The 13,772-nt window shown below is 72.7% G+C and carries 11 protein-coding genes; 4 read left to right on the forward strand and 7 right to left on the reverse strand.

Annotation, left to right across the window (positions count from 1 at the left end):
- Positions 1-48: 48 nt before the first annotated feature.
- Genes C7456_RS04770 through C7456_RS04785 form a run of 4 tightly spaced genes read left to right on the forward strand, consistent with a single transcriptional unit; the run spans position 49 to position 4,709 of the window.
- A complete protein-coding gene (locus C7456_RS04770) occupies positions 49-1,122 on the forward strand; it encodes a LacI family DNA-binding transcriptional regulator (RefSeq protein WP_425454621.1) in 1,074 nt (357 codons plus the stop codon).
- A gap of 38 nt (positions 1,123-1,160) precedes the next feature.
- Positions 1,161-2,483 (forward strand): L-fucose:H+ symporter permease, encoded by a 1,323-nt coding sequence (fucP, locus tag C7456_RS04775; protein ID WP_109722624.1) that lies wholly within the window; start codon positions 1,161-1,163, stop codon positions 2,481-2,483.
- A gap of 28 nt (positions 2,484-2,511) precedes the next feature.
- Positions 2,512-3,489: a carbohydrate kinase family protein gene (locus tag C7456_RS04780; RefSeq protein ID WP_109722625.1), complete on the forward strand. Its 978-nt coding sequence runs from the start codon at positions 2,512-2,514 to the stop codon at positions 3,487-3,489.
- Positions 3,486-4,709: an AGE family epimerase/isomerase gene (locus C7456_RS04785; RefSeq protein WP_109722626.1), complete on the forward strand. Its 1,224-nt coding sequence runs from the start codon at positions 3,486-3,488 to the stop codon at positions 4,707-4,709. The genes C7456_RS04780 and C7456_RS04785 overlap by 4 nt, the downstream gene beginning before the upstream one ends.
- 63 nt (positions 4,710-4,772) lie before the next feature.
- Here C7456_RS04785 and C7456_RS04790 read toward each other — a convergent pair whose 3' ends face one another.
- The 7 genes from C7456_RS04790 to C7456_RS04820 form a co-directional block, all read right to left on the reverse strand.
- Positions 4,773-5,690 carry a MurR/RpiR family transcriptional regulator gene (locus C7456_RS04790; protein WP_109722627.1) on the reverse strand — a complete coding sequence of 306 codons (918 nt, stop codon included), beginning with the start codon at positions 5,688-5,690 and terminating at the stop codon, positions 4,773-4,775.
- A gap of 10 nt (positions 5,691-5,700) precedes the next feature.
- The gene (locus C7456_RS04795; RefSeq protein ID WP_109722628.1) at positions 5,701-7,038 is read right to left on the reverse strand and encodes a peptide MFS transporter; all 1,338 of its coding nucleotides are present in this window, start codon (positions 7,036-7,038) and stop codon (positions 5,701-5,703) included.
- Positions 7,035-8,057, reverse strand: coding sequence for a dipeptide epimerase (locus C7456_RS04800; protein ID WP_245889770.1), 1,023 nt, complete (start codon positions 8,055-8,057; stop codon positions 7,035-7,037). The genes C7456_RS04795 and C7456_RS04800 overlap by 4 nt, the downstream gene beginning before the upstream one ends.
- Before the next feature lie 14 nt (positions 8,058-8,071).
- Positions 8,072-10,078: a serine hydrolase domain-containing protein gene (locus tag C7456_RS04805; protein ID WP_109722629.1), complete on the reverse strand. Its 2,007-nt coding sequence runs from the start codon at positions 10,076-10,078 to the stop codon at positions 8,072-8,074.
- A 41-nt stretch (positions 10,079-10,119) separates the two neighbouring features.
- Positions 10,120-12,423 carry a TonB-dependent receptor gene (locus C7456_RS04810; protein ID WP_109722630.1) on the reverse strand — a complete coding sequence of 768 codons (2,304 nt, stop codon included), beginning with the start codon at positions 12,421-12,423 and terminating at the stop codon, positions 10,120-10,122.
- Between the two features lie 382 nt (positions 12,424-12,805).
- Positions 12,806-13,159 carry a TfoX/Sxy family protein gene (locus C7456_RS04815; protein WP_109722631.1) on the reverse strand — a complete coding sequence of 118 codons (354 nt, stop codon included), beginning with the start codon at positions 13,157-13,159 and terminating at the stop codon, positions 12,806-12,808.
- Positions 13,160-13,243: 84 nt separating this feature from the next.
- Positions 13,244-13,693, reverse strand: coding sequence for an SRPBCC family protein (locus tag C7456_RS04820; protein ID WP_109722632.1), 450 nt, complete (start codon positions 13,691-13,693; stop codon positions 13,244-13,246).
- Positions 13,694-13,772: the final 79 nt, after the last annotated feature.

The raw sequence follows: 13,772 nt of genomic DNA on the forward strand, positions 1-13,772 counted from the left end.
TGCGCTGCGCGATTGGCCGCGTGCGCCGCAACCGCTACATTTGAAACGATCCAACGCCGACGAGCCGCCTTGAGCGCCAGCCCGCCCACCACCCGCAAGGTGACCCTGTCCGACATCGCCGCCGGCTGCGGCGTGTCGCGCGCCACCGTGTCGCTGGTGCTGCGCGGCAGCCCGCTGGTCAACGCGCGCACGCGCGAGCGGGTGGAGGCGGAGCTGCGCCGGCAGAACTACGTCTACAACCGCTCGGCCGCCAACCTGCGCCGGCGCACCTCCTCGTCCATCGCGCTGGTGCTCAACGACCTGGCCAACCCGTTCTTCGCCGAGTTCGCCGCCGGCGTGGACGAGGCGCTGGGCACGGCCGGCTACGTCACCCTGCTCGGCAACAGCGGCGAGTCGCGCACGCGCCAGCAGGCCGTGCTCGGCTCGCTGGTGGAGCACGGCCCGGGCGGCATCATCCTCTCGCCGGCCGAGGGCAGCACCGCGCCGGAAGTGCTGGCCGCGGTCGGCGCGCAGGTGCCGCTGCTGCTGTTCAACCGCGAGCTGGAGGAGGCCGGGGCCCAGGACGCGCACTGGGACCGCCTGCTGCTGGACAACCGCACCGGCGCGCGGCTGGCCACCGAGCACCTGCTCGCGCAGGGCCACCGGCGCATCGCCTTCTTCGGCGGCCACGGCGATTCCAGCTCGGCGCAGCAGCGCTACGCCGGCTACCGCGACGCGCTGCGCGCGGCCGGGGCGAAGGAGGCGGCGCACTGGCGCGTCGAGACCGCGCCCACGCGCCTGGACGCCGCGCGGCAGACCGAGCGCCTGTTCGCGCGCGCGCCCGCGCCGACCGCCGCCGTCTGCTACAACGACGCGGTCGCGCTGGGCCTGCTGCTGGGCCTGCACCAGCGCGGCCTGCGACCCGGCCGCGACTTCGCCGTCACCGGCTTCGACGACATCGCCGAGTCCGCCTTCAGCACGCCGCCGCTGACCACGCTGGCCACCGCGCCGCGCGAGCGCGGCCGCCAGGCCGCCGAGCTGCTGCTGGCGCGCCTGCACGACCCGCAGGCGCCGGCGCAGACGGTGGTCGCGCCGGTGCGGCTGGTGGTGCGCGAGAGCAGCCCGCCGCCGTCCGACCGCTGACCCGCCACACGACCGCCCACCGACCAGGGGAATCCCGCATGGCCTTCGCCGCACCGCCCGCCTCCACCGCCTCCCCGCAGCCGCGGGCCGCCTCCGGGCGCTACACCGACTACCCGCTGGCGCTGGGCGTGGTCACCACGATCTTCTTCATGTGGGGCTTCCTCACCTGCCTCAACGACATCCTGATCCCGCACCTGAAGGCGGTGTTCGAGCTGAACTACGCGCGCGCGATGCTGGTGCAGTTCACCTTCTTCGGCACCTATTTCCTGATGTCGCTGCCGGCCGGCTGGATGGTGGGCCGGCTGGGCTACAAGCTCGGCATCGTGGTGGGGCTGGCCATCGCAGGCCTCGGCGCGGCCGGCTTCTGGCCGGCGGCGGGGCTGCACTCCTATCCCGCCTTCCTCGGCGCGCTGTTCGTGCTCGCCACCGGCATCACCGTGCTGCAGGTGGCGGCCAACCCCTACGTGGCGCTGCTCGGCCCCGAGCGCACCAGCTCCAGCCGGCTCACCCTGGCGCAGGCGCTGAACTCCTTCGGCACCTTCCTGGCGCCGCACTTCGGCGGCCTGCTGATCCTCTCCACCGTGGTCAAGAGCGCCACCGAGGTCGCCCAGCTGCCGCCGGCCGAGCAGCTCGCCTACCGCGCGCAGGAGGCGCACACCGTGCAGGGGCCGTACCTGGGCCTGGCCATCGTGCTGTTCGCGCTGGCCGTGCTGGTGTGGCTGTTCCGCCTGCCCGCGCTGGCGGAAACCATCGGCCAGACCGACCGCGAGCGCCACACCCTGCTCGACGCGCTGCGCCATCCGCACGTGCTGTTCGGCGTGGTCGGCATCTTCTGCTACGTGGGCGCGGAGGTGTCGATCGGCAGCTTCATGGTCAACTACCTGTCCGAGCCGCAGATCGGCCACATGAGCGAGCAGCAGGCGGCCAGCTACGTCTCCTACTACTGGCTCGGCGCCATGGTCGGCCGCTTCGCCGGCTCCTGGCTGATGACGCGCTACTCGCCGCGCGCGCTGCTGGCGCTGTTCGCCGGGATCAACATCCTGCTGCTGGCCGTGACCATGAGCACTGGCGGCACGACCGCCACCTGGGCGATCGTGGCGATCGGCCTGTTCAACTCGATCATGTTCCCCACCATCTTCACGCTCGGCATCGAACGGCTGGGGCCGCTCACCGAGAAGGCGTCGAGCCTGCTGATCATGGCCATCGTCGGCGGCGCGGTGGTGCCGCAGTTGCAGGGGCTGCTGGCCGACCGCATCGGCGTGCAGCACGCCTTCTTCCTGCCGGCGCTGTGCTACGCCTACATCGTGTTCTACGGCCTGCGCGGCTCGCGCGTCGTGGAAGCGCCGTCGCTCACGCGCTGAGCGCACGAACAGGCCCTAAGGAACCGGAATGCCACGCAACATCCTGTGCTTCGGCGAAGCACTGATCGACTTCCACGGCGAGGGCCGCGATGCCCACGGCTTCCCCGCCAGCTACGTGCCCTTCGCCGGCGGCGCGCCGGCCAACGTGGCGGTGGCGGTGGCCCGGCTGGGCGGCCGCGCCGCCTTCGCCGGCATGCTCGGCACCGACGTGTTCGGCGACTTCCTGCTCGACAGCCTGCGCCGCGCCGGCGTGGACACCGCCGCGGTGGTGCGCACCGGCGAGGCCAACACCGCGCTGGCCTTCGTCGCGCGCGACGCGCACGGCGAACGCAGCTTCAGCTTCTACCGGCCGCCCTCGGCGGACCTGCTGTTCCGCCCGCAGCACTTCAGGGACGAGAGCTTCCGCGCGGCGGCGGTGTTCCACGTGTGCTCCAACAGCCTCACCGACCCCGAGCTGGCCGCCGCCACGCTGGAGGGCATGCGCCGCGCGCACGCCGCCGGCGCGCTGGTCAGCATGGATCTCAACCTGCGCCCCGCGCTGTGGCCGAAGAACCTCGACGCGCGCCCGCTGGTCTGGCCCGCGCTGCACCTGGCCGACGTGGTGAAGCTGAGCGCCGAGGAGCTGGCCTGGCTCGCGGTGGACGGCGAGGAGGCCGCGATCGCGCGCCTGTGGGGCGGGCGGCCGCGCCTGCTGGTGGTCACCGACGGCGCGCAGCCGATCCGCTGGTTCCACCCCGACGCCGAGGGCGAGCTGCCGGTGTACCCGGTGCCGATGGTGGACAGCACCGCCGCCGGCGACGCCTTCGTCGGCGGCCTGCTGCTGCGCCTGGCCGAGCTGGACGGCGACGGCGGCCGCCTCGACGGCCTGGTCGGCATGCTGCCGCGCCTGCACGCCACCCTGCGCTTCGCCGCCGCCTGCGGCGCGCTCACCGTCACCCGCCAGGGCTCGTTCTCGGCCATGCCGGACGAGGCCGAGGTGCTGGCCTTCATGGACTCCCGCGCATGACCGCTCCCGTTCCTCCCCTGCCCGACTTCCGCAGCGCCGACTTCCTGCGCGCGCACATCGCCCAGACCCTGGCCTTCTACCAGCCGCACGCGCTGGACCCGGCCGGCGGCTTCTTCCAGTACTTCAGGGACGACGGCACGGTCTACGATGCCGGCCACCGCCACCTGGTGAGCAGCACGCGCTTCGTCTACAACTACGCGATGGCGGCGATCGAGTTCGGCGCCGAGCCGTACCTGGCGATGGCCCGCCACGGCCTGCGCTACCTGCGCGAGGTCCACCGCGACGCCGAGACCGGCGGCTACGCCTGGACCATCCGCGACGGCCGCCCCGAGGACCGCACCAACCACGCCTACGGCGTCGCCTTCGTGCTGCTCGCCTGCGCCACCGCGCGCAAGGCCGGCATCGACACCGCCGCGTGGATGGACGAGACCTGGGAGCTGCTGGAGCGCCGCTACTGGGACGCCGACGCCGGCCTGTACCGCGACGAGGCCGACGCGCACTGGCAGTTCAGCCCCTACCGCGGGCAGAACGCCAACATGCACATGTGCGAGGCCATGCTGGCCGCCTGGCAGGCCAGCGGCGAGGCGCGCTACCTCGACCGCGCGCTGATCCTGGCCGACCACATGACCCGCCGCCAGGCCGCCAAGGCCGGCGGCCTGGTGTGGGAGCACTACGACGCGCAGTGGAACGTGGACTGGGACTACCACAGGGACGATCCCAAGCACCTGTTCCGTCCCTGGGGCTTCCAGCCCGGCCACCAGACCGAGTGGGCCAAGCTGCTGCTGATCCTGGAGCGCGAGCTGCGCGAAGCCGGCCGCCCCGCGCCCGACTGGCTGCTGCCCACCGCGCGCCACCTGTTCGACACCGCCGTCGCGCGCGCCTGGGACACCGAGTACGACGGCCTGTGCTACGGCTTCGACCCCGACGGCAAGGTCTGCGACGACGACAAGTACTTCTGGGTGCAGGCCGAATCCCTCGCCGCCGCCGCCCTGCTGCACGAGCGCACCGGCGAGGCCGCCTACGACGACTGGTACGTGCGGCTGTGGACCTATGCCTGGAACCACATGATCGACCACCGCTACGGCGCCTGGTACCGCATCCTCACCCGCGACAACCGCAAGTACGGCGACGAGAAGAGCCCGGCGGGCAAGGTGGACTACCACACCATGGGCGCGTGCCACGAGGTGCTGGCGCTGCTGCGGCGGGGCGGCAAGCCCTGAGTCTCCGCGGGGTCGCATCGACGCCCTGCATCGACGAGGGGCGTGAGTGCCGGGCAGCGGCCCTTACCGCCGTGGCTTGCCCCGCCTCCCCGCCGCGCCGGCCGTGCGCGCTCCCGCGCGGTCCGGCGCGGCGGGCTCGCCGCGGCCCGGCGCCGCGCCGAGGTAGCCCACCAGCTTCTGCCGCAGCTGGTTGATGTCGCCGAGCCGGTCCATGAAGTTGCCCTTCTCCTGGGCGATCGCCGTCACCAGCAGGCTGAACAGGCTGGTGTAGGCGCTGAAGCCGTGCCAGGCGCGCTCGGCGTGCACCATCAGCACGTGCGGGGTCAGCTCGCGCGCCCAGTAGCAGTCGGTGTCGGTGATCATCACCAGCGGGATGCCGCGCGCGACGACTTCCTCGGCCAGGGTGCGGAACAGCCGGAAGTAGCGGCGCATGTCGATCAGCACCACGCAGCTCCTGCGCGTCGAGTCCAGCAGCATGTCCACGTAGGCGCCGTCGGCGCCCGAGTGGAACGCCACGTGCGGGCGGATCTGCTGCAGCATCGTGGCCAGGCCCAGGCCGAGGAAGGCGCCCTGCTGGAAGCTCGCCACCGACACGCGGTCGGCCGAGGCCAGCAGCTTCACGATGGGCGCCCACTCCTTGCCGCCGGCCAGCGCGTGCACGCCGGTCAGCGCGCGCATTTCCGTCTGCAGGTGGGAGGCGATGGCGTCGGTGTCCTGCGGCACCTCGACCTCCCGGTAGAGATGCCGCCACGCCGCGCCGCCGCGCAGCTCCTCCTTGAGCTCGCCCACGCCGTCGTAGCCCAGGTTGCGCAGGAAGCGCCCCACCGTCATCGGGCTCACCCCCACCCGCTTGCCCAGCGACGCCGCCGTCTCGAAGGGCAGCTCGCGGATGTTGTGCAGCAGGTAGGTGGCGATCTTCTGCTCGGAGGCGGTGAAGCTTTTCCAGCGGTCCTTGAGCTTTTTCTGCAGTTCCGTGGTCATCGTCGTCCGTTCATCGGGAAAGCACGGCCGCCGCGGCCGCTTCCTCGCGGCCTTCCACCCGGCCCATGCGCAGCCCAAGCATATACAGAAGCGCCGCGGCGAGGCCGGCCACGCCGCCGACCAGCGCGAAGAACCAGGCGTGCGGCAGCGGCCGCCACAGCGTGCCCAGCGCGCCGGCCAGCAGGTTGCCGAAGAAGCCGGCGAAGAACCAGGCGGCGATGCTGGTGGCGCGCAAGCCCGCCGGCGCCATGCGGCCGAACAGGCCCAGCCCCACCGGCAGGATGTACAGCTCGCCCAGCGTCATCAGCACGAACCAGCCGACCAGCCAGGCCCAGTTCGCGCGCGCGCCATGCGCCTCGGACCAGGCCGACACGCCGGCCAGCAGCAGGTAGGACAGGCCCACCACGGCGGCGCCGAAGGCCATCTTGTGCAGCCACGGCGTCTCCACGCCGCGCCGGGCCAGGCGCGTCCAGCGCGCGACCAGCAGCGGCGTGGCGGTGAACACCACCAGCGAGTCGAGCGCCTGGAACCAGGTCATCGGGATGCTCCAGCCCGCGGTGACGTGGCGGTCCACGCCCTCCTCCGCCCACAGCGCGATGGTGTTGCCGACCTGCTCGTAGGCGCCGCGGAACACCACCACGATCGCCGCCACGCCCAGCAGGAAGGCGAAGCGCCCGAGCACCGCGCGGTCCACCGGCGGCCGCGGCGCGGGCGCCGCGCCGGCGCGCGCCGGCTCCGGCGGCAGGTGGCGGCCGCCGGCCACGTAGATGACCAGCGAGGCCAGCATGCCGATGCCGGCGGCGGCGAAGCCCCAGTGCCAGCCCAGCGCCTCGCCCAGCGTGCCGCACACCAGCGGCGCCAGGAACGCGCCCAGGTTCACGCCGACGTAGTAGACGCTGTACGCGCTCTTGCTGCGCGGGTCGCCGTGCCGGTACAGGCCCTCGATCTGGCTGGCCAGGCTGGGCAGGAACAGGCCGTTGCCCAGCGCGATGGTGGCCAGTGCGGGATAGAACAGCGGCTCGGACGCCATCATGAAGTGGCCCAGCGCCATCGTCGCGCCGCCGAGCAGCACCGCGCGGCGCTTGCCCAGCCAGCGGTCGGCCGCCATGCCGCCGAACACCGGGGTGAAGTAGACGAAGGCCGCGTAGGCGCCGTAGATCAGCGAGGCGTGGTCCTGGCGGATGTCCAGCCGCAGGGTCATGTAGTAGACCAGCAGCGCGCGCATGCCGAAGAAGGAGAACATCTCCCACATTTCGGTGAGGAACAGGATGCTCAGCCCCGGCGGATGGCCGAACCAGTCGCGCCCGCGCGGCGGCGGGCCCGCGGCGGGCGCGGGCGCCGCGATCATGCGGCGGACATGGCCGGGCCGCCCCAGACGGCGTCCGGGCACCAGATGCGGCCGTCCCGGTAGCTCACCGCGGGCGAGCGGTCGCCGCGCATGTACAGCGGCCCGTCCAGGTCCACCACCGCGCACAGCGCGCCGAGGGCGAAGGCCGGCCCCATCGACCACGACGACCCGCCCATGTTGCCGACCATCAGTTCGAAGCCCATCCGGCGCGCCTCCTCCGCCAGCGCCAAGGCTGCGGTGAGGCCGCCGCACTTGTCCAGCTTGATGTTGACGATGCGCACGCGGCCGGCCACCTTCGGCAGGTCGGCGCTGTCCTGCACGCTCTCGTCCGCGGCGAGCGGGATGGGGCAGTCGAGCCCGTCCAGCCAGTCCTCGCGGCCGACCGGGAAGGGCTGCTCCACCACCGCGACGCCGGCCTCGACCAGCGCCGGCAGCGTCTCCGCGAACGTCTCGCGGGTGAAGCCCTGGTTGGCGTCCACCATCATCCATGCGTCCGGGCAGACCGCGCGCACGGCACGCACGCGCTCGGCGTTGCGGCGGTCGCCGGTCAGCTTGAGCTTGAGCGTGCGCGCGCCGTCGAGCCGGCGCGCCGCGGCGGCCATCGCCGCCGGCTCGTCGGCGCCCAGGGTGAAGGTGGTCGGCAGCGGCCGCGGCGGCGGCAGCCCGGCCAGTTGCCAGACCGGCTTGCCGTTGCGCTTGGCCTCCAGGTCCCACAGCGCGCAGTCCACCGCGTTGCGCGCGCCGCCGGGCGGCAGCAGCCGCAGCAGCTGCCCGCGCGTGACGCCCGCCTCGATCGCGCCGCGCAGCGCCTCCACCTGCCGCAGCATCGTGTCGGGCGTGTCGTGCCGGTAGTACACGCCGAGCCCCTCGCCGTGGCCGGCCAGCGCGCCGTCGCGCAGCTCGACCACCAGCATCCGGCAATCGACGAAGGTGTAGCCGGTGATGTGGAACGGCTCGGTCAGCGGCAGGGTCTCGATGCGCGCGTCCAGCTCCAGCGGCCCGCTTCCATGGTTCGTCACGGTCGTCCTCCGCCTCAGAAGCGCGCGCTGAAGCTGACCAGCCCGAACGCCACGATGAACCAGGCCAGGTACAGCACGGCAAGCGCGAGCAGCGTCTCGCCCAGCCGCACCCGCACGCTGCGCGACCCGACCTGCCAGCCGCGCACCGCGTGCACGACGACGGCCAGCGCGCCGAGCAACGCGACCACGCCCAGCACGTAGAGCACGTACAGCCACGGCACCGCCGCGCCCTGCAGCAGCACGTTCTCGTCGGCGGATATGACGGCGATCAGCACCACCCAGCCGAGCAGGTCGGCGAACAGCGCCAGCGCGCCGAGCCGCGACAGCAGGCGCGTGCGGCGCAGGCGCGGCGGCAGCTCCAGCGTTGCGCGGTAGCGGCGGCGCAGCAGCCGGCCGCCGAGCCAGACGAGCAGCGCCGCCAGCACCACCAGCACGCTCGCACCGCCCAGCCAGAGCACCGAGCCCAGGCTGCGGTAGGCGGGCACGCGCTGGAACACCTCGACGCCGGGGATGTAGTCGGTGGCCCAGTGGCGGATGCCGCCGTCGGTGCCGGTGACGAAGCTGAGCCGGTTGCGGCCGTCGGTCTCCCGGTACTGCAGCGGGCCGGTCTCGCGCCAGTGCAGCGGCTGGCCCGCGTAGTCGGTGAGCATCGGCACGACCAGGGTGCCATCCGGCTGCGGCGCGACGTTGACCTGGTTCAGCAGGTAGATCACGCGCATCGCGCTCTCGTTGCGGCGGCTGACCTCGTACCAGCCCGCCACCCGCGCGGCGTCGGCCTTCGCCGTCGGCAGCGCCGGCGGCGCGGGCTCCTGGTACGGGAAGTAGCGGTCGAGGAAGGCGTGGAAGATCGCCGTGCGCACCATCTCCGCCCCGCCCGCGTCGGGGCGGCCGGCGCTGTTGAACGACATGAAGACGCCCACGTCCTTGTCCAGCAGCAGGTGCAGGTCGCTGTGGAAGACGATGGTGTCGCCGCCGTGGCCGATGATGCGCAGGCCGTTGCGGTCCTCCTGGTAGAAGCCCAGGTCGAAGCCGGGCAGGCCCGGCGCCGGCGTGTACTGCCGGCTGTGCATCAGCTCCGCCGTGGCCGGCTGCAGGATGCGCGCGTCGCCGTAGCGGCCGCCCTGCAGCTGGGCGATCATGAAGCGCGCCATGTCCAGCGCCGACGCGCTCATCGCGCCGGCCGGCGCCGGGTTGACCAGCTCGAACGGCTGCGGCTTGCCGTCCGAGGCGGTCTTGTAGCCCTTCGCCAGCAGCGGCGCCAGCTCCGGCGGCAAGGGCTGCGCGAAGGTCGAGTGGCGCATGCCCAGCGGCTGCAGGATGTGGCGCTGCACGTAGTCCTCGAAGCGCTCGCCGGAGACGCGCTGCACGATGTAGCCGGCCAGGCCGCAGCCGTAGTTGGAATAGGCCACCACGTCGCCCGGCGGGAAGATGCGCGCGGGGACGTGCTCCTTCAGGTAGCGCTCCAGCCCCACCTCCTCGATCCTGGCCGGCAGCAGGCCGCGCGCGGCCTCCTCGAAGCCGGCGGTGTGCGTCATCAGCTGGCGCAGGGTGACGGGCTTGCCCTGGTAGGGCGGAATCCCGAAGTCGAGGTAGCCGTTGACGTCGCGGTCCAGGTCCAGCCTGCCCTGCTCCACCTGCTGCATCACCGCGGTCCAGGTGAACAGCTTGGAGGTCGAGCCGGGACGGAACAGCGTGCTCTCCGGCGACACCGGCGTGCGGCGCTCCAGGTCGGCGTAGCCGTAGCCGCGGGCGAACAGCACGCCGCCGTCCTTGACCACCACGATCACGCCGCCGGCGATGTCGCTGCGCCGGAGCGCGAAGGGCACCAGGCCGTCGAGGAAGGACGACAGGTCCTCGGCCGTCAGCGCCGGCGCCGCGGCGGGGGTGCCGGCGGGCGCCGGGGCGGGCGCCGAGGCCGCGGCGGCCGGCGCCGGCGGCAGCACGGGCGCTGCCTGCGCCGCGGCGAGGTGGGCGACGAGGACGGCGGCCAGGCTCGCCAGGCGCTTGAGATGGCGGTTCATGCGGACACTCCGTGCGGGATGCGTTGGTGGGAAAGGCCGTCTCAGAACTCGACGCTGGCGGACATGCCGATGGTGCGCGGCGCCTGGTAGGAAGCCTGGTAGGGGCCGCTGGTCTCGCCGAGCGTCTCCGGCCACATGGCGGTGATGCCGCGCCTGTCCGCCAGGTTCTTGGCGTACACCTCGACGGTCCAGTTGGCGTAGTTGACGCCCGCGTGCAGGTCGAGGTTGTTGTAGCCGGACAGGTGCATGCGCGGCGCCGGCGTGGAGTTGAAGTCCGACGCGCGCGCGCCGACGTAGCTGAGGTTGCCGCCCACGAAGCCGGACCAGCCGCCGCCGCCGAGCGGGAAGTTGTAGTCCGCGCCCAGGTTCGCGCTCCACTTGGGCACGTAGGGCAGCGGGTCGCCCTTCAGTCCGTAGATGCCGCCGGCCGGCGTGTCCGCGGCCAGCCGCGCGTTCGTGTAGGTGGCGTTCGCCCACAGCGTCAGGCCCGCGAGCGGCCGGTAGCTCCAGCTCAGCTCCGCGCCCCTGCTGGTCGCCCTGCCGCCGTTGCCGAGGAAGCTGAAGCCGCCCGCGGTGGCGGTGAGCTGCACCTTGCTCCAGTCGATGTAGAACACGTCGGCCTCGACGCTCATGCGCCGGTCGAGCAGCAGCGACTTCAGCCCGAGCTCGTAATTGACCAGCTTGTCCGGGCCGAAGGTCAGCGGCGCGCCCAGGCCCGGCGGCACGCCGACGTTCGGGCCGCCGGGACGGAAGCCCGAGGCCACGCGCAGGTAGGCCATCAGGTCGTCGCCGAACTTGTAGCTGGGATTGAACAGGTAGGTGACCGGGTGGTCGCTGCCGCGGGTGGTGAAGTGGGCGTCGCCGATCAGCAGGCCGCTGCTGGTCTGCGTGTAGGACGTGCTGTCGCTGCTGTAGCGCGCGCCGACCAGGATGCCCAGCCGCGGCGTGGCGTGCCAGGTGAGATCGCCGTAGCCCGCCCACTCGCGGAAGACGGCCGGCCCCACCGACACGCTGCCCAGCGTCGGCAGGGCGATCGGCGCGCCGGTGCGCGCGTCGAAGCCGAGGATGTCCTGGTCGTCGGTGGTGTGCTCGCGGGTGAAGAAGGCGCCGGCGCGCCACTCCCAGGTCCGGTCGGCGGGCGACTGCAGGCGCAGCTCCTGCGTGGCCTTGTTCAGCGCGATCGGCTGCAGCTCGGAATAGCCGCCGTCGTCCAGCCCGAACAGCGGATTCAGCACCGGGCCGTAGACCGAGGTGATGTCGGTGTTCTCGTTGAAGCGCAGCGTGCCGTAGCTGGTGGTGGACACCAGCCTGGCCCAGCCGAAGTCCGCGTTCACCGTCAGGCCGTAGAGGCGGTACTTGATCTTGAACATGCCGGTGCCGGCCGCGCGCGCCTGGTTCGGCCAGCCCTGGACCGGCCGCAGCGTGGCCGGATCGACGTCGATGCCCTGGTTGGCCAGGCCGTCGCTGCCGAGGTTCTGCGCCAGCGCCGAGAAGCGCACCGACACCTTGTCGTCCGGCGTCCACAGCAGCTGCGCGCGGCCGCCGCTGACCTTGGCCTCGTCGATTTCGGAGCGGCCGGTCACGACGTTGCGGATGTAGCCGGGATCGTCGCGGTGGTACACGCTGACGCGCAGGCCCAGGGTATCGGCCACCAGCGGGAGGTTGGCCGAGGCGCGCGCGCCGTAGCCGCTGCCGCCGCCGTCGACGTGGCTGGTGCTGAAGCCGGCGCGGGCGCTGGCCTGCGTGGTGTCCGGCGGGGTGGTGACGAACTTGAGCAGGCCGCCCAGGGTGTTCGAGCCGTACAGCGTGCCCTGCGGGCCGCGCAGCACCTCGATGCGCTGCAGGTCGCCCGGATCGATGTCCGGGGTGAGCACGCTGCCGGCGGCGTAGACGGTGCTCGAGCCGAACGGCATGTCGTCGATGTAGGTGCCCACCGTCGCGTTCGGCTGCCTGCTGCCGGAAGTGACGCCACGCAGCACGAGCTGGGTCCAGCCCGCGCCGGACGAGATGATGTTGAGCCCCGGCACCTGCGCCGCGTAGTCGGCGAAGCCGAGCGCGTTCTGGCGTTCGAGCCGGGTGTCGTCCAGCACCGACACCGCCATCGGCACGTCCTGCGAGCGCTCGCTGCGCTTGTTGGCGGTGACGATCACGGTGCCGAGCCGGGTGGACGGCGGCTGGCGCGCGTCCTGCGCGCGGCCGCCGGCGAAGGCGGCCGCGCCGTCCTGCGCCGGCGGCTTGCCGGCCTCGTCCCCGGCCTGCGCGGCGACGCCCGGCGGGCTGGCCAGTGCCAGGGCAACGGCCAGGCCGATGCGCCGGCGGATGTACCGCGGACAACAGTGCTCCATGACACCTCCCCCCGGAGTATGCGGACGACCCGCGGAGCATTGTTATCATCGTAACATTTTTATGTCAATGATATTTAGATATCATACGCGAGGCGCGTCGGAACCCTGCCGTGCCGGGGACGGCAACGGTGCGGCCCTGTTGTGCGAAGAACAGCCGGAGCGTGCGCCCCGGCGCTGCCCGCAGGACGGGCGCGGCCGGGACATGCGACCGGAACGCTCCGCCGGCGCGCCCGGATGAATCAACCGGGGAACCACGTGGACGCCGGCAAGCGGTTGCGCGGCGCACGTGCCCCGGCCACCGCACCGGCTCGAACGCCGTCTGCCGACGGATTGCCCCGTCGGTGCGGCACTGGCCGCACCGGCTTGCGGCGGGCCGCCAGGGCTACTTGCCGCGCTTCGCGTCGCCGCGCCCGCGCCCGGCCTTCCTGGGCCTGGGCGGCGGCAGCGCCTTCGCCGTCTCCAGCAGCGCGCGCCTCAGCGTGTCGGAGTCGTCCAGCAGCTCGTCGGCGACCAGGTACGGCTTCGATCCCGGGAACAGCGGCCGCTCGGGCAAAGCGGGCGCGACCGCGCGCACCGCCGCGATCGGCTTGAGGAAGAAGCTGTTGTCGCAGGCGAAGGCGACCACCTTGCCGTCGAGGTAGAAGGCGTACTCGCCGAACATCTTGCGGACGGCCAGCGCCTCGCCCAGGCCCGACTGGTCCAGCACGTAGTCGACGAAATCGCGGTCGGTGGCCATGCGCGTTTCCTGGCGGTCGGGAGAGGCGCCAGCGTACAACGCGCAGCGCCTTCCGGCCGCGCGCGGCGGCCGGAAGGCCCGCCGTCAGCCCGGGATGTCCGGCTCGACCAGCGCGGCCAGCTGCTGCAGCGATTCCTGCCAGCCGAGGTAGCACATCTCCAGCGGGATGGCCGCGGGGATGCCGGCCTGCTCGATGCGCAGCTCGGTGCCGCAGGCCACCGGCCGCAGCGCCACCGTCACCTCCAGCGTGCCCGGCAGGTTCGGGTCGTCGAAGCGGTCGGTGTAGCGGATGCGCTCGTGCGGCACCAGCTCGACGTACTCGCCGCCGAACGAGTGCCCGTCGCCGGTGGAGAAGTTGCGGAAGGACATGCGGAACGTGCCGCCGGCCCGGGCGTCCAGGTGCTCCACCGTGCAGGTGAAGCCGTGCGGCGGCAGCCACTTGGCCATGGCCTCGGCTTCGAGGAAGGCGCGGTAGAGCTTCTCGGGCGTGGTGCGCAGGACGCGGTGCAGGCGGACGGTGCGGTCGTCGGACATGGCGGGCTTCCTCGGTGGCGAAGGGGTGGACGGATGGCGCGCGCGGCACGGCCGCTTGCGCCCTCTGCCTCACGACGAT

The sequence above is a fragment of the Fulvimonas soli genome (assembly GCF_003148905.1).
In the GTDB taxonomy this organism is placed as follows: domain Bacteria; phylum Pseudomonadota; class Gammaproteobacteria; order Xanthomonadales; family Rhodanobacteraceae; genus Fulvimonas; species Fulvimonas soli.

Excerpts from the sequence above, each read along its gene's own strand:
- C7456_RS04780 (WP_109722625.1), top strand. The coding sequence starts at position 2,512 with ATGCCACGCAACATCCTGTGCTTCGGCGAAGCACTGATCGACTTCCAC.
- C7456_RS04820 (WP_109722632.1), bottom strand. The coding sequence starts at position 13,693 with ATGTCCGACGACCGCACCGTCCGCCTGCACCGCGTCCTGCGCACCACG.
- C7456_RS04795 (WP_109722628.1), bottom strand. The coding sequence starts at position 7,038 with ATGATCGCGGCGCCCGCGCCCGCCGCGGGCCCGCCGCCGCGCGGGCGC.
- C7456_RS04805 (WP_109722629.1), bottom strand. The coding sequence starts at position 10,078 with ATGAACCGCCATCTCAAGCGCCTGGCGAGCCTGGCCGCCGTCCTCGTC.
- fucP (WP_109722624.1), top strand. The coding sequence starts at position 1,161 with ATGGCCTTCGCCGCACCGCCCGCCTCCACCGCCTCCCCGCAGCCGCGG.
- C7456_RS04785 (WP_109722626.1), top strand. The coding sequence starts at position 3,486 with ATGACCGCTCCCGTTCCTCCCCTGCCCGACTTCCGCAGCGCCGACTTC.
- C7456_RS04815 (WP_109722631.1), bottom strand. The coding sequence starts at position 13,159 with ATGGCCACCGACCGCGATTTCGTCGACTACGTGCTGGACCAGTCGGGC.
- C7456_RS04810 (WP_109722630.1), bottom strand. The coding sequence starts at position 12,423 with ATGGAGCACTGTTGTCCGCGGTACATCCGCCGGCGCATCGGCCTGGCC.
- C7456_RS04790 (WP_109722627.1), bottom strand. The coding sequence starts at position 5,690 with ATGACCACGGAACTGCAGAAAAAGCTCAAGGACCGCTGGAAAAGCTTC.